The 20,381-nt window shown below is 46.8% G+C and carries 23 protein-coding genes; 6 read left to right on the top strand and 17 right to left on the bottom strand.

All coding sequences use genetic code 11. The features are described 5' to 3' along the window. Positions 1-4: 4 nt before the first annotated feature. A complete protein-coding gene (locus B2X65_RS08920) occupies positions 5-1,987 on the bottom strand; it encodes a DUF2075 domain-containing protein (RefSeq protein ID WP_290612067.1) in 1,983 nt (660 codons plus the stop codon). Next, positions 1,984-2,211 (bottom strand): helix-turn-helix domain-containing protein, encoded by a 228-nt coding sequence (locus B2X65_RS08915; protein WP_290612065.1) that lies wholly within the window; start codon positions 2,209-2,211, stop codon positions 1,984-1,986. The genes B2X65_RS08920 and B2X65_RS08915 overlap by 4 nt, the downstream gene beginning before the upstream one ends. Before the next feature lie 86 nt (positions 2,212-2,297). On the opposite strand from B2X65_RS08915, the gene B2X65_RS08910 reads away from it, so the two are divergent. After that, positions 2,298-2,510: a hypothetical protein gene (locus B2X65_RS08910; protein ID WP_290612064.1), complete on the top strand. Its 213-nt coding sequence runs from the start codon at positions 2,298-2,300 to the stop codon at positions 2,508-2,510. Between the two features lie 134 nt (positions 2,511-2,644). Here the strand turns inward: B2X65_RS08910 and B2X65_RS08905 are convergent, their stop codons facing one another. The 3 genes from B2X65_RS08905 to B2X65_RS08895 all read right to left on the bottom strand — a co-directional run bounded on the left by B2X65_RS08905 (position 2,645) and on the right by B2X65_RS08895 (position 5,468). Beyond that, positions 2,645-3,925 (bottom strand): type II toxin-antitoxin system HipA family toxin, encoded by a 1,281-nt coding sequence (locus B2X65_RS08905; RefSeq protein WP_290612063.1) that lies wholly within the window; start codon positions 3,923-3,925, stop codon positions 2,645-2,647. Then, on the bottom strand, positions 3,922-4,227 hold the full coding sequence (locus tag B2X65_RS08900) for a helix-turn-helix domain-containing protein (RefSeq protein ID WP_290612062.1): 306 nt from the start codon (positions 4,225-4,227) through the stop codon (positions 3,922-3,924). The genes B2X65_RS08905 and B2X65_RS08900 overlap by 4 nt, the downstream gene beginning before the upstream one ends. A 452-nt stretch (positions 4,228-4,679) precedes the next feature. Beyond that, positions 4,680-5,468 (bottom strand): putative porin, encoded by a 789-nt coding sequence (locus tag B2X65_RS08895; RefSeq protein WP_290612061.1) that lies wholly within the window; start codon positions 5,466-5,468, stop codon positions 4,680-4,682. Between the two features lie 239 nt (positions 5,469-5,707). Here B2X65_RS08895 and B2X65_RS08890 point away from each other — a divergent pair, with 239 nt between their 5' ends. Beyond that, the gene (locus B2X65_RS08890) at positions 5,708-6,094 is read left to right on the top strand and encodes a DUF4920 domain-containing protein (protein ID WP_290612060.1); all 387 of its coding nucleotides are present in this window, start codon (positions 5,708-5,710) and stop codon (positions 6,092-6,094) included. Here B2X65_RS08890 and B2X65_RS08885 read toward each other — a convergent pair. The 5 genes from B2X65_RS08885 to ccoG all read right to left on the bottom strand — a co-directional run bounded on the left by B2X65_RS08885 (position 6,091) and on the right by ccoG (position 10,275). Next, on the bottom strand, positions 6,091-6,561 hold the full coding sequence (locus B2X65_RS08885) for a hypothetical protein (protein ID WP_290612059.1): 471 nt from the start codon (positions 6,559-6,561) through the stop codon (positions 6,091-6,093). The two genes, B2X65_RS08890 and B2X65_RS08885, sit on opposite strands and share 4 nt — an antisense overlap. Continuing rightward, positions 6,554-7,087: a DUF6942 family protein gene (locus B2X65_RS08880; protein ID WP_290612058.1), complete on the bottom strand. Its 534-nt coding sequence runs from the start codon at positions 7,085-7,087 to the stop codon at positions 6,554-6,556. Before B2X65_RS08880 ends, B2X65_RS08885 begins: the two co-directional genes overlap by 8 nt. 61 nt (positions 7,088-7,148) lie before the next feature. Beyond that, the gene (locus B2X65_RS08875; protein WP_290612057.1) at positions 7,149-7,790 is read right to left on the bottom strand and encodes a thiol:disulfide interchange protein DsbA/DsbL; all 642 of its coding nucleotides are present in this window, start codon (positions 7,788-7,790) and stop codon (positions 7,149-7,151) included. 51 nt (positions 7,791-7,841) lie between these two features. Then, on the bottom strand, positions 7,842-8,861 hold the full coding sequence (locus tag B2X65_RS08870; RefSeq protein WP_290612056.1) for a serine/threonine protein kinase: 1,020 nt from the start codon (positions 8,859-8,861) through the stop codon (positions 7,842-7,844). Then, positions 8,848-10,275, bottom strand: coding sequence for a cytochrome c oxidase accessory protein CcoG (gene ccoG, locus B2X65_RS08865; protein ID WP_290612054.1), 1,428 nt, complete (start codon positions 10,273-10,275; stop codon positions 8,848-8,850). The genes B2X65_RS08870 and ccoG overlap by 14 nt, the downstream gene beginning before the upstream one ends. Positions 10,276-10,423: 148 nt before the next feature. Between ccoG and B2X65_RS08860 the strand changes: the two genes are divergently transcribed. Next, on the top strand, positions 10,424-10,789 hold the full coding sequence (locus B2X65_RS08860; RefSeq protein WP_290612053.1) for a hypothetical protein: 366 nt from the start codon (positions 10,424-10,426) through the stop codon (positions 10,787-10,789). A gap of 26 nt (positions 10,790-10,815) precedes the next feature. Further along, positions 10,816-11,238 (top strand): DUF3010 family protein, encoded by a 423-nt coding sequence (locus B2X65_RS08855; protein WP_290612052.1) that lies wholly within the window; start codon positions 10,816-10,818, stop codon positions 11,236-11,238. Between the two features lie 29 nt (positions 11,239-11,267). Here the strand turns inward: B2X65_RS08855 and B2X65_RS08850 are convergent, their stop codons facing one another. From B2X65_RS08850 to B2X65_RS08835, 4 genes are all read right to left on the bottom strand, one after another. Then, positions 11,268-11,579: a replication protein RepA gene (locus B2X65_RS08850; RefSeq protein WP_290612050.1), complete on the bottom strand. Its 312-nt coding sequence runs from the start codon at positions 11,577-11,579 to the stop codon at positions 11,268-11,270. Next, positions 11,566-12,264, bottom strand: coding sequence for a division plane positioning ATPase MipZ (locus B2X65_RS08845; RefSeq protein ID WP_290612048.1), 699 nt, complete (start codon positions 12,262-12,264; stop codon positions 11,566-11,568). The genes B2X65_RS08850 and B2X65_RS08845 overlap by 14 nt, the downstream gene beginning before the upstream one ends. A 198-nt stretch (positions 12,265-12,462) precedes the next feature. After that, the gene (locus B2X65_RS08840; protein WP_290612046.1) at positions 12,463-13,227 is read right to left on the bottom strand and encodes a peptidylprolyl isomerase; all 765 of its coding nucleotides are present in this window, start codon (positions 13,225-13,227) and stop codon (positions 12,463-12,465) included. 90 nt (positions 13,228-13,317) lie between these two features. Continuing rightward, positions 13,318-15,357, bottom strand: coding sequence for a DNA topoisomerase III (locus B2X65_RS08835; protein WP_290612045.1), 2,040 nt, complete (start codon positions 15,355-15,357; stop codon positions 13,318-13,320). A gap of 170 nt (positions 15,358-15,527) precedes the next feature. On the opposite strand from B2X65_RS08835, the gene B2X65_RS17885 reads away from it, so the two are divergent. Both B2X65_RS17885 and B2X65_RS08825 read left to right on the top strand, forming a co-directional pair. Next, positions 15,528-17,372 (top strand): DNA-binding protein, encoded by a 1,845-nt coding sequence (locus B2X65_RS17885; protein WP_290612044.1) that lies wholly within the window; start codon positions 15,528-15,530, stop codon positions 17,370-17,372. Positions 17,373-17,480: 108 nt separating this feature from the next. Beyond that, positions 17,481-18,545, top strand: coding sequence for an MBL fold metallo-hydrolase (locus tag B2X65_RS08825; protein ID WP_290612043.1), 1,065 nt, complete (start codon positions 17,481-17,483; stop codon positions 18,543-18,545). An 11-nt stretch (positions 18,546-18,556) separates the two neighbouring features. Here B2X65_RS08825 and B2X65_RS08820 read toward each other — a convergent pair whose 3' ends face one another. The 3 genes from B2X65_RS08820 to B2X65_RS08810 are packed head-to-tail and all read right to left on the bottom strand — an operon-like array spanning position 18,557 to position 20,360. Beyond that, positions 18,557-18,835, bottom strand: a complete 279-nt coding sequence (locus B2X65_RS08820; RefSeq protein WP_290612041.1) for a superinfection immunity protein — start codon at positions 18,833-18,835, stop codon at positions 18,557-18,559. Between the two features lie 45 nt (positions 18,836-18,880). Next, on the bottom strand, positions 18,881-19,042 hold the full coding sequence (locus B2X65_RS08815) for a hypothetical protein (RefSeq protein ID WP_290612040.1): 162 nt from the start codon (positions 19,040-19,042) through the stop codon (positions 18,881-18,883). A gap of 10 nt (positions 19,043-19,052) precedes the next feature. Further along, a complete protein-coding gene (locus B2X65_RS08810) occupies positions 19,053-20,360 on the bottom strand; it encodes an amidohydrolase family protein (RefSeq protein ID WP_290612039.1) in 1,308 nt (435 codons plus the stop codon). Between the last annotated feature and the right edge of the window lie 21 nt (positions 20,361-20,381).

Here is a 20,381-nt window from a genome sequence, read left to right as displayed (position 1 = left end):
TGATTTATATCTCCCTTAAACCACAGCTCAGCAAAAATTGGAATGTACCGTCGTAAAATTCGGGTTTTCTCGTACAATCAGATACGCTACCTTCTGGAATAAAAATAATCATACCTTCGCGAGCTCGTGTTAATAAAACTCTATATGCATTTTCTAAATAACGTTGATTCTCAAGCTTATGTCGAGCTTGCCAGCGAGTACCTTTGAATTGCCAATGCTGAAACTCGCCATTAACGAATCGTAGATCTGCGTCCCAAGCTACTAGAGTCCAGTCTAACTCAAGACCTTGTACATCAAACTCAGAGGCGGCATCCTCTAGAAAGTTACTCGACCGAATATCATCGCCGGGGGCAAGGAACCATTTTTCTGGTTCGATCGTGTTTTTAATAAAAATACCTTCGGCTTTTAATCGAATACCATTGGAAGATGCCAATATGCCGCTTCGTCTGTTTGCTAGCGTTTTATTTTTAACCCATGCCTTAGCTTTGACAATGTCCCGAGTAATTGCAATAGGAAACAGGTGCATAATCTGTGAATAAATTTGTGCTGCCGCAGCAGCCTCACCAGCGATTAGAAAGTGTACAAATGAAGAAAGGTTTTCAGCGCGGAAGGAGCGCATAGACGTTGCTAGGTGTAAACTCTGCTCCTGTTCAAAATATTGCAAAGTTTTTGGTTCTATCCCATTGCTTACATATTCACCAGCCAATAAATTTGGTGAGCAATAGACCTGCCAATGCTTAAATGACTGATTAATTGCTTCAAACCAGCCAAGAATACCGGCTTCACCAACATTAATTTCTTGCCCTCCACCTACCAGAGCAATAATAACTGCCCAATCTTCATGCCGATCCATGACAGAAATAAGAAACTCGGGTTCTGTCATATCAAAGTCGGGAATACCTCGCTTGGTTTGCATAAATTTTGCGGTTTGTGTTTTATCCCATGCGCGTTGCGCTTCATCAAAAATAGCGACATGTTCTGGTGGTTTGGCTCGGTCTTGCAAATAATAGTCTCGAAACCGATGAATATTTTGAATAAAGCTTTCTACCCTTTGCCTAGCATCCTTTTTAGTAAGTTGCTTGTCGATGTCATGCCGCATCTGCAATAACTCATTCTTATAAAGGTCCGTTGCCAACGCTTCCTGAAGCACAGCAACTAGAGGACCATTTCCACTTAGAAATACCGAGTACTCATCGTCTTTTGGGTTTGCGTGTTGATTAGCGATATTTAACCCTACCAACGTTTTGCCTGCTCCAGGTACGCCGGTAACAAAACAAATTACTTTATGTTTGTTCAGCCGAGCTTGATGAATAACCTCAAACAACCTTAAACTTGTTTCAGAGATATTTTGGCTACCGGCTTCTGAACGAGTAATGTCTACAACGCTGTGCTTGGAATACAGGGCTTGAGCGGCTTCGACTATAGTGGGAGTCGGTTTATATGACGCTTCTAACCAAGTTTTGATGTTGAATTCTGGAAGCGAAAGTTGAGTAATTGTCTTGTTAATCAATGCAGCTAAGCTTGAACCTGAAGTACATAGAACATTTGCGACATGTTCAGAGTTAAAAAGTAGCGGGGCGTTTTGTTCTAAAGCGTTGGTGCAAACCAGAATTGGCACAATATACCTATGGTGGCTACCGGCATGAAAATGTTTTAAATCTAAAGCGTAGCCAGCAGCTTGAGTGCGGTCAGCGTAATTGTATGTGCTAGCGCCAACCTTGAACTCTAAGACGAATATTACACCTCCTAGAATAAGCAGAACGTCCGCACGCCGACCCATTCTTGGGATCATAAACTCAAAGAAAACGTTGCCATTGCGCTCTGTGTTCACAAAGACTTGTTTTAGTAGTCGTATTTGCTGAGCCCATGCAACTGTTTGCGAGTGCTGTAACTCCTGACCATGGGCCTTGGTTAACTCGCCGATAATCAAAGACTCATCAGCTTGAAGAAACGCCTCGATAGACGCGTTGTAATACGCCCGGCTCATACATTAAATTCCGGGATATTAAACAAATCAGAAACAGAAACTTTCAGAGCACTAGCAATTTGCAAAATGTTCCTAAGGCTGACATTACGTTTACCACGCTCAATACCGCTGATATATGTGCGATCTAAACTGGATAACGCTCCTAGTTCTTCTTGGCTAATTCCCTGAGCAAGCCGGAGCTGTCTAACCCGTAGACCAAATAATTGCAGTGCATCCTGATGCATAACTCTACCCGATAATTTGAGAGCTAACATCGTCCAGCGATGTGACTTATAATACTACGGACTATGAGTCACATCGAGTGTCAATTATGGATTTGGAAAGTAATAATAACGATTATTTTAAGCAGCTTAGTAAAGAGCTCGAGCGTCAATACTGTATAAGCTTTAATGACACTGGTTATACAGAGTACGAATGGTTGGACCGGTTTGGAGATATGCCTTTAGACGAAGCGGTTTCAGCCTATGCACAAAAATATGACCTAACTTCGTTAAAGGATGTTGCACCGATGGTTAAATACTAACTATTTGCGTATTCACGCCGACCGTGGCAGTTTGCCAATTACCATAAATTGAGTAGCGTTGAATTGGTAAACTTGTGTGTCGCCGTTTTGTTTAAACGCTGCCTGTGCTGCGATTTCTTTTAACATAAGGGTAATTAAATATTGAAAGCAGATTCCTGCATTATTTGCTCTGTCCGGCTAATGCCCAGCCGCTTCGCAACGGTTTGCCAGTGTTTAACCGAATTTAGCACTTCGTCTTGAATTTTAGTTGCCTGAATTTGAGAAAGCCGAAAGAAGTCTTTTACATCAAAAGCCAACTGGTAGTCTAAAGCGTTGTCTGTATCAGTAATGTTCAGGTGTAGGCCTTGTTTACCAACGATGGGGTTTAAGTCATAAGCAGGTGATAACTTCCAGCCATTCTTGGTCAGTAAAAAACCATGGTTACGCAGGTGATCATCCGTATTAGACACCGCAATATTAAAGACGATACGGCGCCACAATTGTGCTAAATCAGCTTCTGTTTGTGCTCCCTGTTTGGAAAGAAACTCAGCAATTTCCAAATAGCTGGCACCTTGCGATTGTTCGCAATCATAGTATTGCAGCTGAGTCATAGCCGATGAAAAATGCAGCCGCTGCTGTCCCTGCCGGTCAAAGCGCTTTGTTAAAAAGGTATGGTGTTGCGATGAAAACTGCCTGATCTCACTTGGAAACATCTCAACGCCAGCGGCTAACGCCAACTCATAACAGACCATCTCCCACGCACCAACATCATGGGTATCATTTACATTAGGAAATTTAGCTATCCATAATTGATTTTGTTCATCGGTTACACAGGCTTTTGGTCTGGCACCGCCTAAAGATGAACCAGGTGCAATCAGCATTTGTAGCCAACGATAATACTCGTCACTGTCAATGTTATCGTCTTTTTCAATTTGCATGGCGGCGTGTTCTAACTCACGTAATGATGCCATTGGCGGTGCAACAAACTCGACATGATTGTCTAGAAAAGGGTTGTCTGAAAAAGAGGCATCTGAATAATCAGCATTGTCAGCCCGCTTAAATCGGATCCCTCCCATTCGATATGAATCATGTACGCCCAGCAAGTAATCCAATTCGTTTAATCGACTCGTTGCCCGAATGCCCTTACGCGCTTCAATGGCAGCACGGCGTTGCATCAAAATACGGCCCCAACGATCGGGGGATGAATCCAGAAAAGCCCGGAAGTTTTTATCGGCTTCGTCGTTGTACAGTTCACCAGCGTACAGTGTCAGCATAGGGTCTATTTGTAAGCGATAAGGTGAGGTAAGAAATGCTTTGTCGTACGCAAAGCTAAACGCACCGCCCCGACTTGATTCACTGTAAGCAAGGTGCCCAACCAATAATGGCTGTTCAATTGGATGCCAGTCGGCATACACCTCGACGATTTCACGGCTCATTTTGAACCTTCCAGCAATTTTATATTTTGCAGCTTGATGCCCACTTCATCATGAGCAGCCATTTCTGCAAAGTTACTTTCCATTCCCAATACGGCCATGATCTTCAGGTAAGTGCCGATAGCGACACCAGGGTCACCCGCGAAGACCTTGTTCACGGTTTTATGATCAAAACCAGTTCGCTCACACAATAATTTTTTAGTAAAACCACGGCGTTTCATGGCTAACAACAAGTCCTCACCAAAATGCGTAAGGATTTTTCGCTGCTTAGGAAACAGAACATTGTGCAAATCACGCTTAGCCATACCTCACCTAATGGGATTATATTCCTACTAATTAACCATTAATGGGAATATAGTCCTACTTTATCAAGTTAGCAACTGTCAAATGAAATTAAGAGGACTATGTTCCCACATATGCGATTTTAATAGGATTAATATCCCACTATAAGATATTCCACACGGAATCGATGAAGTTGATGGCACTATTAACCCGGTTTTGCTAATTATTCACGCCGGCCTTGGCAGCTCGTCACTTGCTTTAAATAGCCCGGCGCTGAATTGATGTAATTCGCTGTCACCGGCATGTTAAAAAACGACCTGCTCAGCACTCAGCTCGCACAACCACTGGCTGGTGCTGTCGGGCTGGCTATTGGTAAATTCGGCGGTGCATAACAAACCAATACACAGTTGCTGAAACCATAAAAAAGGGGCTACAAATGTTGCCCCAAAAGCGCTAGCGTAACTACCAGAGAAACTTAGAACTGACCCACTACGCTCAGGCTGTAGACCTTAAGATCTGAGTTATCAGCATTGCTGCCAAAACCGGCTTCTAATGCCCAGTTCTGGTTAAAGAAGTGTTTAGCATTGATGCTGTAGCTGTCTTCTTTATCGTAAGACACACCGACGGAGGTCATTTTACTGAAATAGTAGTCAGCATTTGCTGCCCATGTTGAGCGATCAAACTGCTCTGACAACGACACACCTACAGCGATAAATCGGTCAGATCCCAAGCTCGCGAAGTATTTACTGCTAACACCATATTGATCAAATTCGTCATCTGTGTATGCCGAAAAACCGACATAGTCATTACCCTGCAGCTGATGATTGTAGCTTGCAGAGAAACGATAGCTGGTATCACCTTCTTCTGGCTTAGCTGCTTCAGCACGGATAATAAAGTCTTTTGATATCAGATAGCCAATACCAACAGCCGTTGTATAAAAGCCGTCATTGTCGGTGTAACGAGCAGACAATACCAAGTTGTTGTCTGCAAAGTACTCACCACCAATACCCCAGAAGTTATCGCCATCAAACCGGCTGAATGCTGCATTTACGTTAGTTACTTTATTTATATATTCAAACTGATCCAACGGGCCTAAGGTTTCCTTCTTATCAAAGAAGTAAGTGCCATTAAGCGACCATACTGTTTCGCTTTCGCCGCTCGCCCGCAAGTGGTCTGCACGCAGTTCAGTAAATATTTGGTATTCTTCGGCAGAAACGGCCGTAGCGGTAAGTGCGATAGCAGGCAGTAAGTACTTCAACGTCATTGTTTTAATTCCCTAAGTTGGTGATTTCGGCGCGCATTCTATAGCTGGCGAGTACCAAAGTAAATTAATATTTAATTTTTATTTTACAAATAACACCGCATGATTACTTTTTGAGAGAAATAAGGTAATTCCCTTGCATCAATAGGAGACACAGATCAAACCTGCATTGTAAGGCAGCCGAGCGCTTGCCTTTTCTGGTGGTTCCGCCAGAATAGGGTATTGGCTACAGGAGCATCACTATGTTTAAAACACTTTTGGCTTTGGCATTTTCCGTCACATTGTTCAGCGCTCAGGCCACTACCGTTTTTGGTGAGGTTGTTGATAAAGCAGCGGCAATGCCGGTGGAGCAGTTATTAGCTGCACCGCAAAAGCACTTGCAGCAGGTAGTGACGATTTCAGGCACTGTTGACTCGGTTTGCAGCAAGCAGGGCTGTTGGATGAAATTTACTGCGGATAGCGAAAATGGCCCATTCAGGATAAAAGTTCGTGACGGTGATATGGTGTTTCCGCTTAGCGCGAAAGGCAAAACAGCCTATGCCACCGGCTTAGTAACGCCGTGGCCGCAGGGCGAAGATAAAGCCGATGGTTATCAGCTGGTACCTACTGCAGTGGAAATAGCCGACTAGGTGATACTGCCAAGTCGCAGTTGCACTAAGTAATGACGTAGCTGCGCCACTCGCTCTGGCCGGTTAAACAGCTGATATAGCTGTAGCCAGTCTGCAGGCGGCATCCAGCATACGCTATTTTGCCAGTGGCAGCGCTGTGGGTTAAAGTGCCAGCGATTCATTTTGCCGCCGGTTTTTACCGCAATGCCTGCCATCAGCTCAATGTCAGGCCAGCCAGCGCGGCTGAAGCGGGCAAAGTGTCTGGTAGCATATTCACTATGTGCTGGCCGGTCATGTAACTGATACTCTGCTGCCAGTTCATTACACATAGCGGCAAAGTCATCCTCGCTGCACACAATATCGATATCGTTGGGTGATGTTTCCAACCCCAGTTGCCACAACAAACAGCTGCCGCCTATGCCAAACTGAAACGGCCGCAATAACTCACTCAATTGCTGCAGCTGTGCCAGCAACATTTCATTATTCATCTAATGTCCTTATCAGCTGCGCTAAATAAACCAGCTTTTCATTATTAAGCTGTCGGTAGTCAAAATACGGGCAAACCAACACCCGGTTGAACTTATCAATGGCAAACTCGTTATTCAGCCAACTTAGTTGAACTGTTAAACCGGCATCAAGCAATGCTTTGGCGTAAGTACGACCAGCAATTATATGAACGGTATTAACGCGCGGCAGCAACTGCGGGATGCTAAACAACAATGCCGTGTCACTGCCGGCTTGTAACAGGCGCCGATCCCGATACTGCTGCCAACTCGCTGCTTGCCGGGTAAAAGCAAACTGCTTCGTATCCAGCGCAAATAAAAGCTTGGCATAAACATTAAACACCTTACGCCAGCCATTGCCGCAGGCACTGTTGATCAGCGTAACCTCACCGCTTTGTAGTTGCTTTAGCTGGGTTAATTCAGCGTACTCGGCCATCGGCGGCCGCCTGGCAATATATACCCGGATGCCCGCAGCAGTATCACCAAAACCGATGTCTGAAGTGTTATTCATGTTTACGCGGCCAAAAATAAAAAGGGTGGCCACGGCCACCCCAGAAAATACAATTTAGCAATTAAGCATCTTTGGACAATAAATAGCTAATTAACTCCTGCAGCTCATTTTCCAGGTTACGCTGGTTAAGAGCTTCATTCAGAATTTTGTATTTGTCGTTTACCACCAACATTGGCACTGAACTTAACACCCGGCTTTCTGAAAGTTCGGCTTGCTCTTTTTTCATTTGGTTGGCTGCGCCACGAACTGAGAAGCTGCGCATGGCTTTTTCATAATCCTCTGCGCTAATGTCGTTAATCAGCATCAGACTACGCACGTCATCTTCGTTAACGAACGGTACCCGGCTACGATGGATTTGATTAAAGATAGCTGAGGCGACCTGATCGCCCTTACCCATGTTTTTGCCAACAAGGTAGGCGCGTGCCAGCATATTCTGAATTTCTGGCGACGCAGCACGGATAAAATCGACATGGACTTTCTGAAATTCGGCATTGTCAGGCAATTTTTTGGCCAGGCTTTGTGCTACCGGTTCAAACCCATAACAACCGCCGCAAAAGAACGAAAAATATTCTTTCACTACCGGTTTGGCAGATGCTTTCTCGGCAATCACCTCATAATGCTTACCTTCTACAAATTTTGAATTAGCACTTACTGCCAGTGGCAATAGCAGCGCAAACAAACATAGTGATAACAGCTTTTTCATTTTAACTTACATCCTTAATCGGGCCGACTCAGCCGCTAGCTTAACAAATTGTCAGTAGCCTGGCACCAATGATAATGGCGGTTGCTGCAATAATGCCAGTTGTTCTTTTAGCACCAGGCATTGTTGTTCCCAGTATTTATCAGTAGCAAACCAGGGAAAACTCTGTACAAAAGCCTGATCTTGCCAGCGTCGTGCTAACCAGGCCATATAGTGCACCATACGCATTGCTCTGAGTGGCTCGATCAGTTTTAGTTCCGCAGGATCAAAATCACAGTATTGTTCATACTCGTCCAGCATCAGTTCCAGTGTTAGCCGTTGTTCTTGCTGATCACCAGACAACATCATCCACATATCCTGAATGGCTGGTCCGGTACGACAGTCGTCCAGGTCTACAAAAAAGGGCCCCTTATCAACGTAAAATAAATTACCGGCATGACAATCACCATGCAGTCTGATTTGCCGGCCAGGTTTATATTGCCTGCCCGCCTCGGTAATGACCTGTTGCAGCACCGTGTCGAAAGCCAGTCGCATATAATCAGGGATCAACTCCAGCTTGTTCAGTACTTGCTGACTTTGCAGCAGGTGGCTGTCGATGCTGAAGGTTGGCCGGCTGACAAAAGTTTTTTTGGCACCGACCTGATGCATCCTGCCAAGAAAGCGTCCTAACATCGCCAGCTGTTCGTCGTTGTCTACTTCCAGTGTGCGCCCGCCACGGCTGGGAAACACCGCAAAATAATAGCCCTGATACTGCAGTAAACTGTCGCCGTTAAACCGTAGTGGCGCCACCATAGGAATATCGGCATCGGCAAGTTCAAAGGCAAAATCATGCTCTTCCTGAATTTGCTGTGGACTCCAGCGCTCGGGCCGGTAAAATTTCACCACATATTTTTGCGCTGTCGAGCTGTGATCCGGGTACGCCGTAAATTGATATACCCGGTTCTCATAGCTGTTTAATGCCAGTAAGCCGCTACTGACATCCAGCCCTAACTGCAATAACGCATCCAGAATAAGTTCGGGCCCAAGGGTGGCAAAATCAAACCGGCTGATCACTTCGCTATTAACGGCCGGCAAAGAATTTATTCCCCTGGCTGACGCTATAGCCATCTTCCGACAATTCAGTCACCGTGAATTCAATATCCAGGATGGGTTTACTTACGCTGTAAGGGTCAAGTGCCAGGCTTACCGGCACATTAAGATTGTCACCGCCGGCAATAGTAACTTGCGTCACGCCAATCCAGCTTATTCCCGTCACGCCCGAAACCTCGAGCTGATAACGTTTTTCCTGTTGCGATTTATTAATAATGCTAAGGGTGTAGGTGTTTTCAATCAGACCCTCCGGCGTTTCACGATACAGCGCACCCCGGTCGCGAATGATATCCAGCTCCAGCGGTTTGCGCAGGTATAGGTTAGTGGCAAAAGCAGCACACACAACCAGCAGAATAATAAAGTAGCCCACCAGTTTTGAGCGGAATACCTTAGTGGGTTTGCCGTTTAAGCTATGCTCTGTGGTGTAGCTTATCAGGCCGGGCGGGTAGCCCATTTTTGCCATGGTATCGTCGCAGGCATCTATGCAGGCGCCACAGTTAATACATTCATATTGCAGGCCGTTACGGATATCTATCCCGGTTGGGCAAACATGAACACACAGGTTGCAGTCAATGCAGTCCCCAAGGCCTTTTTCTTTATAATCTTTATCTTTACGGCTGCGGGGGCCGCGGTTTTCGCCACGTTGCTCATCATAAGTTACCGTAAAGGTATCTTTATCAAACATGGCTGATTGAAAGCGGGCGTAAGGACAAATGTGAGTACACATAATTTCCCGCATCCAGCCGGCGTTGCCATAGGTACAGGCTGCAAAAAATAGCACCGAAACAACCGCCCAAAACCCGGCCTGAAAAGTAAAAAACTCCATAAACAAGGGGCCTACCGGCGTAAAATATCCGACAAAGATTAATGCTGTTAATAGCGCGAAAGCCAGCCAGCAAAAATGGGTCAGTGCCTTTTTAACAAACTTAGAGACCGACCAGGGTGCCTGGTCCAGTGTCATGCGCTGGTTGCGGGTGCCCTGAATTTTTTCTTCAAACCACATAAAAATAAAGGTCCATACCGACTGTGGACACAAATAGCCGCACCACACCCGACCATAAAAAGCAGTAACGAAAAATAAGGCATAGGCTGCAATAACAAATATCCAGGCCAGAATAGTGAAATCCTGAGGCCACAAAGTAAGAGCAAAGATATTAAATTTCTGCTCACCAATGTTCAGCAGGATGGCCTGTTTGCCGTTGTATTGGATCCAAGGCAGCAGCATAAACAGCGCCATAAAAATAAAACCCATATTGCGCCGCAAACTCTGGTGTAAACCTTTTACTGAGCGCACGTAAATGCGATCCCGCGACGCATATTTGGCCTGGCTTAATTGTTCGGGTTTATAGGTTTCCACCTTTACAGGTATATTTTTGATATCGATGCGGTTGTTATCCACTGCTACCTCTTACCAGCTGCTGTGCTGGGGCAAGTATAACAGCCTTGACCAGATAATATTTGATATAAAATAAGCCTCAGTGCAGCAGATGCACCGTTGCCAAAAATACTTTACAATAGCGGCTGCGATTTTTGAGGTGCGCTATCAGATGAAAAAGTTTTTTTGGCTTGCTGTGATTATTTTATTACTTCTTACCTTCTCTGATCATGAGTTACTAAGGCCCTATCGTGATCAGTTATACGGCCTGATACTCGATAACGCGCCCAGTTCCGGAAAAATGTCTGATGAGCAGGCGCTCAGGCAAATTAAAAAACAACTTGACGAGCTTGCTGCAGACTGGGGCGAAGGCCAGCAACAGCAATTAACCAAGGCTGCAGAATCGAAACAGAGCGTATTGACGTTTCACCAGCGTTACTGTGTAAATCGTGATTTTAATCCTATTTTATTTGGTGAGCCACTTCGGCAAAGCTGCAGCATTATCAGCAGCCATCTGGAAGCCCTGACCAGCCCTTAACCGGGCAGAATTAACTGAGAAATACTATGCGTGTATGTGGAATTGAAATTAAAGGCAGTGAGGCAATTTTATGCCTGATGACATTAAAAGACGGTCTGTTTGATTTACCGGAATGCCGGCAAACCCGCTTAGCCCTGAGCAACGATAAAGACGCTGAAAGCCTGCAAAAATTTCAGTTTAATCTGGCGAAACTCATTGAAGATTATAAAATTGAACAACTTGTGGTGAAAGAGCGGCCACAAAAAGGTAAATTTGCCGGCGGAGCTGTTGGTTTCAAAATCGAGGCAGCGATCCAGCTCATCAGCAGTTGTCCCAGCGTGATATTGTCCGGCAATACCATAAAAGAAAAACTGAAACAGCATCCGGTACCTGTTGATTTTAAAGACACCGGTTTAAAAGGGTTTCAGGAAACTGCCTTTATTATTGCTTACGCATTTTTAGCTAAATAAGCAGCGCAACCGTGAACAACGAGGCCGGCTTAGTCAGCGCCGGCTTTATTTTTATTATCGGGAATGTTCTGCAACTCAAAGTCCGCTCCCGGAATGGCACGCAGTATTAACCTGCGTACTAATTTAGACTTCGCTTCACCGGTCAGTTCGCTAAGCTCATTTAACGCGGCTATTGCTTCCTCACTTAAGGTAAAAGTCGCATGGCGCATCGGCAAACGGCTGTTCTCATCCTCTTCCGGTAGCTGCTTGCGTAAACTGACTATACGCGGCACGCCTTGCGCATAGTTGTTTGCGTCATCAATAAACTCGTCAGCAGTAAAAGCCGGTTTACTTGACGGCAAACACTTTTTCTTCAGGTCGCTCAGCGCCATCTTCTTGTATCGCCTTCATTGCCAGGAGTTCTTCAATAATTGCGCGGATTTCGTTGGCAGCTTTGCCGTCGCCATCGACATCCATTACCGATAAGCCTTTCTCTTCGCTATCATCATAAATATTCCTGCTGTAGGTAATATTTTCCAGTACCCTGATGTTGAACGACGCGCAAACTTCTTTGGCATCCAGGATCCGGGCAGCCTGATTAGGTAACGAAGGACATTGGGTCATGACGCATCCAACAATCATATCCGGATTAACGACATTACAGGCACTGACCAGATCTTCCAGATGTTCCAGGGTTTTCAAATCGCGTCGCTTAGGACGCAACGGAAACAGCACGTGGCTCGCTACTACCATTGCAGAACGTAACGCAACGCTATCCTGGCCACCACAATCGACCACTACCACGTCGTAATGTTTCTCCAGGCTTTTCAACTCGAACCGAATTTTGCCGTACATCTGGACACAATTTATCCAGGCCAGGCTGGGATCTGTGTGCCGCTCTTGCACCCAGTCGGATGTAGTTCGTTGCGGATCGCAATCTACCAGCATGACATTTGCTTGTTTTTCACGCGAGAAATACACAGCAATATTCTGCGCCAGACAACTTTTACCACTACCGCCTTTTTCACCACCTACTAACACGATCATTCATGCCACCTTCTTGAAATGCAACGACATACTAATGTCATTGTGATCACGGTATGGATAAGTGTAGGCGAGGAAACGAACAGTAATGCAAACTAAGCAGAATTATTTGCTATAAACATGGCTTTTTAGTGAAGGCTATCTGCTAAGTAGTGCGTTGACCTAAGCCACACTACTTAGCTATAACGACATTCCAGCGCACTACTGCTGGCGGCGGCGCCACCATAATAGTGGCCCAAGCAGCAGTAACCACAGGCTGCTACTGCCGCTACTTTCTTCAGGATCAGGCAACAAAGTATTGGGCTTAGGGTTTAAACCCGATGCACTATTTGCTCTGGCGTCTACCACGGTAATACTCTCAACCGTAACCACATTTGCGATACTAAGCGGCACATTATTCGCACGATCATCTGCAGTGTAGTTTCGCAGTGGTAATCCCTGAATACCGTTAAAACTATAGGTAGGCAGGTTAGCAATGGCCATCACCACTTCCATGTCTGCAGCGCTTATTTGACCGAAAACGGTATAAGCCCCTTCAACGGTATCCAGCTTGGGACTGCCGGCACTGTTGTCCGCCAAATTAATAAACCATTGACTGGTTGCACTATTGGGATTTCCCGATACTTTCGCCATCGCTATGGTAGCCCGAACGTTAGATAGCTTTGGTTCATTAACAATTGCAGCATTTGTTTGAATCGGGGTCAACGGCAATTGTTCTACAAAGCGAAAGCCGCCGCCCTGAATAATAAAGCCGGGAACGGAACGATGAACAATAGTCTGGTCATAGCGGCCACTATTAACGTACGCCAAAAAATTCTGAACCGTTACCGGTGTGGTTTGATCAAATAAATTGACCTCAAAATCACCCAGACTGGTTTTTACCTGAACGATGGTTGCCGCTGCCTGTTGGCTGGCCAGTAACATCGTCGCAGCAACCACAGCCGTAACACATTTATTCTTAATCAAAGCGCTCTCCCACACACATTGTCAAATTAGTGCGGTGAGCATAATAAGCTATGACCTCGCTTACCAGCGAGATTACACTTATTAACTAATTCATACAGTTGTGGCCGCCTTTGTCCCTGATGCTGCACCGTGCCGGGGTGTCACTTTTCCGCGATGAGGTCGCGGCTTACTTGCCGTTTTTTTATCACTGCCGGTAAACACTACTCGTTTTTTCGTTGTTTTTTTTGTCCATTTTTTCGGCTGCCCACTGCCCAGCCCCTGAGGTATAACCGCGCCAGCCTGCCTAATTAATTGTTGCAGGTTAGTCGTTAAAGGCTGCATAAAGGACTGGTAACTTTGTTCACGCTGACAAATATTATTAAGGCCGGCTTCCCATTGTGCCGTCATATCAGGCAACGAGGCCTCAGGCGGTAATGCCGCTATCAGTGCCTTACCGGCGATGGTCGCCCGGATATGCCTGCCCTCCCGTTGCAAGAAATTTCGTTTAAACAACAATTCGATAATTCCTGAGCGCGTCGCCTCAGTGCCTAAACCATCAGTGTCTTTTAAAATGCGTTTAATTTGTGGGTTGGTAACATAACGGGCAATACCGGTCATTGCGCTTAACAGACTGGCATCAGTAAATGGCGCCGGCGGCTGCGTTTGTTTTTCAAGTAAGACACTGTCACTACACAATAGCTGATCACCAGGTTGTAGTTCCGGTAAGCCTGGCTGTAACGGTGGTTCAGTATCCGTAGCAGCGGTTTTACCGCTTTCATTATTGCTGGCCGCGGGTAACAACGCCTTCCAGCCGGCCTGCAGTTTTTTACGGGCTTTTGCTACAAAACAACCACCGACGATGCGAATTTCCACCGTACTATCGGTAAAGGTACATGCCGGATAAAACTGCATTAGGTACTGGCGGGCAATCAGAGCATAAAGTTTGCGCTCTGTTGCATCAAGCCGGTTACCTGAAAGCGTTTTGGCTGTCGGAATAATGGCGTGGTGCGCGGCGACTTTGCTGTCATCCCAGGCTTTGCTTTTTAACTTTAAATTTGCGCCGGCCAGTGCTGTCTCCAGCGTGGGTTCGTTTGCTGTTATTGCCTGTCCGACTTTGCCCGCCTCAGAAAAATGAGCCGTGGGCAGGTAGCGGCAATCTGATCGGGGGTAGGTAATTAATTTGTGTCTCTCATATAATTGCTGACAACTGTTTAACACCTGCTGAGCGCTGAAACCATATGCTTTAGCTGCATCAATCTGCAACGCCGATAAACTGTAAGGCAAGGGTGCATAATGCTTTTTATCTTGCTGCTGCACTCTGATTACCTCTGCCGGCTGACCTTTTACAGCGCGCTGCACTTTTTCCGCCAGTGCTTTAAGTATTATCCTGCCTTCGCTGTCCTGATAAGGTTCGCAAGCTACACTAGGTTGCCACTGTGCGTTAAAGGTAGAGCCATTATTGGTTTGCAGCTCTGCCTGCACCTGATAGAACGTCGCACTGTTAAAACTGGCGATTTCCAAATCACGTCTGACAACCAGACCAAGTAACGGGGTTTGCACCCGGCCAACTGACAATACCCCCTGATATCCTGCTACTTGCCCGCGCAAAGTGTAAGCACGGGTCATATTTAAACCATAAAGCCAGTCGGCACGACTGCGAGCCAATGCGGAGGTAGACAACGGCACAAAGTTGCTATTAGGTTGCTGCTGTTTTAGTGCCTGGCGAATGGCTGCCGGATTAAGATCATTGATTAATAAACGTTTAACATTGTCACGTTTTGCTTTAGGTACTTTGCACCAGGCGATAACCTCATCTACCAGCAATTGCCCTTCCCGGTCAGGGTCACCAGCATGCACCAGCATATCTGCCTGCTTTATTAATGTTTGCAGGATACTCAGCTGCTGCCGGGCAGACTTGCGCTCTTTCAGCAGCCATTGCTGAGGAATAATAGGTAGATGCGCAGCCTGCCAGCGTTTATAATCCGGATTGTAGTCCTGCGGTTCGGCTTGCTCCAGCAAGTGACCGATGCACCAGCTTATGACGTCACCATTGGCCAGTCGGATACATCCTGTATCTTTGTGCTGCGGTTTAGGCAACACAGCAGCAATGGCACGCGCCATACTGGGTTTTTCAGCAATGTAAAGTATCATAGCAGCCACCAACACTGTATAAATTAACAGTTAATTTAGTTGTTCTGCCAGATAAATGCAAAAATTATGTGATAAAAATTTAGTTTTTCTACAAAAAAGACTACAGTATGCTTCTTGCGACTGTTTAAAGTTGTTCTGCAAAATCAAAGTAGTGAATCGGATGTATAACTATGACCCAATATAGTGAAGTCAAAAAGATCTGTGACGAATTGCAGCAAGCTGGCAAACCCGTCTCTCTCGATTATCTTTTGGCAAAAGTGTCTGGCGCCCAGGCCAGCCTGGTTGTGCATTATCAGAAATGGCGTAACGAGCAGGCAACCCGGATCCCAACGGTAGCTGAAACGGCGTTTAGTGAAGACTTTGTGACTGCCTTTCAACGTGAAGCACAACAACACGCCAGTAAACAACTTGAACAGCTAAATGAACAGTTAGCACAAGCTATACAGGCTGAAGTGCAGGCGGCAGAGCATAATCAGCAAATTCAGAAAGATCTTGAGCAATTACAGCAAAAACGCTCTGAGCTCGAAGTTAGTCTGGCCCATCAGCAACAGCAACTGGCAGTGCAGTCTGAAAAATACAGTGCGGTAAAGGATGAGCGCGACCAGGCTTTGCAGCATGCAAAAAGTCAGCAACAGGAGCTGGCCGACTCAAAGCAATTACAGGAAGAGCATCAGATGCGGCTGGATCAGCTGCATAATGAACTGGAAATTGCCGCTACAGAACGCCAGCAAAGCGAACAGCAATTACAGAAACAACTTGACGCTGCGGCCAACGACCTGCAGCAAGGCGAGCAAAAACTGCAGCAATTGCAGCAACAGCTGGCAGACACCAACAACCAATTGGCTGCCAGCGAACAAGCTGCCGCCAACGCCGCTGATGAACTTAAAGCACTGCAACAGAGCAATGAACAGCTGCAGCAACAATTGCAGCAGCAAAGCGAACAACACAGTCAGCAGCTGGCTGAACTGCAGCAGCAACTAAGTGCGGCAAGTTCGGAACAACAGGCTTTACAGGACAAGCTTACCGAAGCGCTGGGCCTGGAGCAGAAGCTACTGGAGCAACAGCAACTTAATAAACAGCAGTTGCAGGATTTAGAAAAATATCAGGCCTCAGCCAAAAAAATCGCCGCTGAGCAACAACAAAGCAGCAACGAAATTGTTGAGCTGCAAACTATGCTCAGCGAGTTCGAGAACAAACTACAGCAAGCCACCAAGACAGAAATGCAGGCCGTGGCACAAAGCCGCCGTTTGCAGCTGCAGCTGGACCAACTACAAAAAGCACAGGAAGAAGGCGGTAGTGCCGCTGCGGATAACGGCCAGCAAGATGCTATTATTGCCGAGCGCGACAGGGCCCTGCAGCAGGTTGCTGAACTGGAAGAACTGCAAGCCAGCCTGACTGAGGAACGCGATGCAGCGCTGGATCAGGTTGCTATTGAACAGAAACAACTGGCTAAATTACAGAGCCAGCAACAGCCGGATAACAATGCTGAACTTGAAGCCGCGCTGGTAGCCCAGCAGCAGTTGGTAGCAGATCACAAGACCGCGTTGGACAGCTTGAAAGCAGAGCGGGAAGCGGCGCAGCAAGAAGCCGACGCCCAACGCAATCTGGTGAGCGAACTGCAGCAGCAAATTGACCATCTGCAGCAGGTACAAAGCGAACAAGGAAGCGATCAGCCCGATCTGCAGCAACTAGTCGATCAGCTGCGTGCCAGCAATAATATGATGAAAGATCAAAGCGCGATTACGGCTAACCATCAGGCTGAGCAACGCGAAACTATTAAGCAACTGCGTGATGAGTTACAGCAACAGCGGGATCAGATGCAGGAAATGCTGGTTGATAAAAACGGCTGGTCAAAGCAAAAGCAACAGTTAGAAGAGCAAGTAAGTTTCGTAAAAAGCAATGCTACTGCGACCATTGAAAGGCTTACCCGCTATCGGGAGCAGGCGCAGGAGAAAATTGAAAAACTGGAACAAAAATTACGAGATCAGCAAAAAGATCCCGCTAAAGCAACTTAATTAATCTTTATACAACATATAGGTTTGTGCCGGCTAACCAGCCATAAGCCGGCAATCATGTTCTTTTAGGTTACCGAAATAAATACCGGGCAGTGAGTTAACCACGGCATGAAGCAAAAGACACTGAGCAGCCTGTTAACGATTGGCACCTTATTGGTGCTAACAAGTTGCAGCAGCAATACTATTACGCAAGTAGCAGGGCAACCCGATAATGCGCCAGAGCTGATTGAAAATAACCAGCCGTTTCGAAATCTGTACTACGGCAATATTCCTTATCCGGCTAATTGTGAGCAGGACTGCTACCTGGCAAACCCACTGGTTGACTGCAAAACCCCGGCTGAACAATGCCGTTATACTGGCCAGCAACACGCACCTGAGTTAAAAAGCGGCTTTAGCATCCACTGGCTGGGCCATGCCAGTTTTAGTATTCAAACCCCTGATGGCCAACAGGTATTATTGGATCCGGTAACCGGCCAATTTGACTGGCCGGTAAACTGGGCAGCCCATTTAGTGGGTACCAAAGCACGGCCCACCACGCCAAGGGTCAGTGCTGAACAATTGGCCGCCACCGATGCGGTGTTATATTCCCACCTGCATTATGATCATTTCAGTATCCGTGACATCAAACGGATTGGTAGCAATGCCCACTACTACCTGCCCTATGGTATGGCGTCGTATATGCCAAAGGGTGGCTATAACGCTACCGAGATGGCCTGGTACAGCAGTGCGCTCCAGGGTGATTTAACCATTCATGCGTTACCCGCACGCCACTTTAACAGCCGTACTTTAGGTGATGAGAATCAGGCATTGTGGGCAGGCTGGTTACTTCAGCATGGCAATAGTAAGTTATTTTTTGCCGGAGATACTGGTTATTCGCAGCATTTTAACGATATTAGGCAAAAATTTGGCGCTATTGATATTTGTCTGTTGCCAATCGCTTCGTACCATGGCCCTAATTACCGTGCCGTACATATGACACCCGAAGATGCGCTGATGGTTGCTGATGAGCTGGGCTGTAAAGTGATGATCCCGTGGGGGTACGGTAATGCCAGCTGGCAAATGGGCGATCACAGCTCACACTCACCCTTGCTGCGTTTACTGAATATGCAGCAGCACCTGAATAGCCAGGTGCCGCTGCTAATTTTAAACGAAGGTGATGTCGTCGCATTGTAACTCTGCGCAGATTATGCCACCGGTTTTAAGCGAGCTTTAGCGGCCAATTTATCACCCAGTTTGCCGGTAACCGCCCACACACATAACGCCACCCAGGCTATTACCGAAAACCCTGCCGGCACATTTAACAGCGCAATTTTGCCGGCGTGCCGACGGTTTAACAGCAGTGCCAGCAGGCTGGGTAAAAACCATACCGCCAAAAAGAACAGGCCAAACACTACCAGAAAAACCCAATCCGCTTGCTGCCAGGCGCTGCTAAAGGTCGCGATAAATTGGTTTAAAGTTTCCATTTTTACTTCCTCTTTGTTTATTGATTTGTGTTTAATATGTGGTGGTTATAGCTCAATATCAGTCAGCGAAACTAATCGTGCTTTTAACTCGTCCACCTGCCAGCTAGTGCCTTGCTGCACTACCGTGTGTAACGTATTCAACGCCGCAAGATCATCCAGCGGATTGGCCTTCAGCACAATAAAATCGGCAACAAAACCCTCTGCCAACTGTCCAGTGTCAGCTAAATCGAGGTGGCGGGCGCCGCCTGAGGTGGCGGGCGCCGCCTGAGGTGGCCAGTTGCAGTACCTGCCAGTTTGTCAGGCCGGCAGCCTGACTAAGCTGTAATTCACGCAAATAAAACGGCCCGCTGGCTACGCTGTCGGTACCAATTGCTAATGGCACGCCGGCGTCATATAAACGTTTAAAAAATTGCTGCACTTTAGGTAATTGCTGCTGCGCAACTTTAAAATCTTCTGTTGTCCAGTCATAGCTGGGCGCTGCCATCAGCGCGCGCCAACCCTTGCGCATTTGCGGGTGAAAAACCCATAACCCCGGCTCCGGATAGATGGCATTTAGCTCACGGGCAAAATAGAACAATTCGTTCACTACCAGGGTGAGATCAATCCGGGTGTGCTGCTTAGCCAGAGTGCTGATTAACCGCTGCATTGGCGCACTGTCATAGTCAACATATTGAAACCAGCTGTAAATAAATCGCTGATTCATCGGATTTTTTCGCTCTTTCAGATAAATCTCTCTGGCATCGCCGGTTAACAGCTCGGCGCTGGTTGGCAGCGCATGGGTTAACATATCAACTCCCAGATCAGCCGCAAACTTCCAGCTGACATTGTCAAGATGAGCCACTGTTTTCAAGCCAGCTTCGTTCGCCAGACGGACCCCCATAGTGACTTCATCTTTATTAAGACCCGTATACAATTTAATGTAATCCACTCCTAGTGCTTTCTGGCTGGCAATTTCTGCCCGCCAGCTGCTCTCATCCTTCGGATGAACAGCCCCCCCCAGAATCGGGGTAGGCTCAAAGATAAACCCGGCATAACTCAAATTTGGGCCAATCCAGTTACCCTGTTGCTGCTGGCGCACATATTCCGCGTTGGCCGCCGGCTCTCCCGCCGGACTAAATGCGGTGGTAACACCGGTAGCCAGTGTGCTGATGGCATGATAACGCGTAAGCTGGCTGTGACCCTTCATTGTCAGCAGCGGCTTGCCATCCTGCATTTCAACCCGCGCCGGTCCGGCGGTCAGGTGCAAATGCACATCAATCAAGCCGGGCATAACGTACTGATCCTGCAAATCAATTTGCGTTGCCGTTACCGGTAAAGATTGATTTTCCTGCAGCTGCCCCATTTGTACAATGCGACCGTCCTGCACCAGCAGCCAACCATCATTAAGTTGCTGCTCAGTAGCCGGGTTAATCAACGTTGCGTTGTGATACAGCACCGACTCTTGCCGGGCAGTGGTTAAGCTTTCCGCCTGAACCTCTGCCACCAACGTGTTAGCTATCAGATAAAGTAATAAAGATTTTTTCATAGTTCGTTTCTCGCTTTTCGG

This window comes from Arsukibacterium sp. UBA3155 (assembly GCA_002364615.1).
Taxonomy (GTDB): Bacteria; Pseudomonadota; Gammaproteobacteria; order Enterobacterales; family Alteromonadaceae; genus Alishewanella.
Note: the sequence above shows the minus strand (reverse complement) of the source record. Positions and strands in the feature narration are given on the sequence as shown.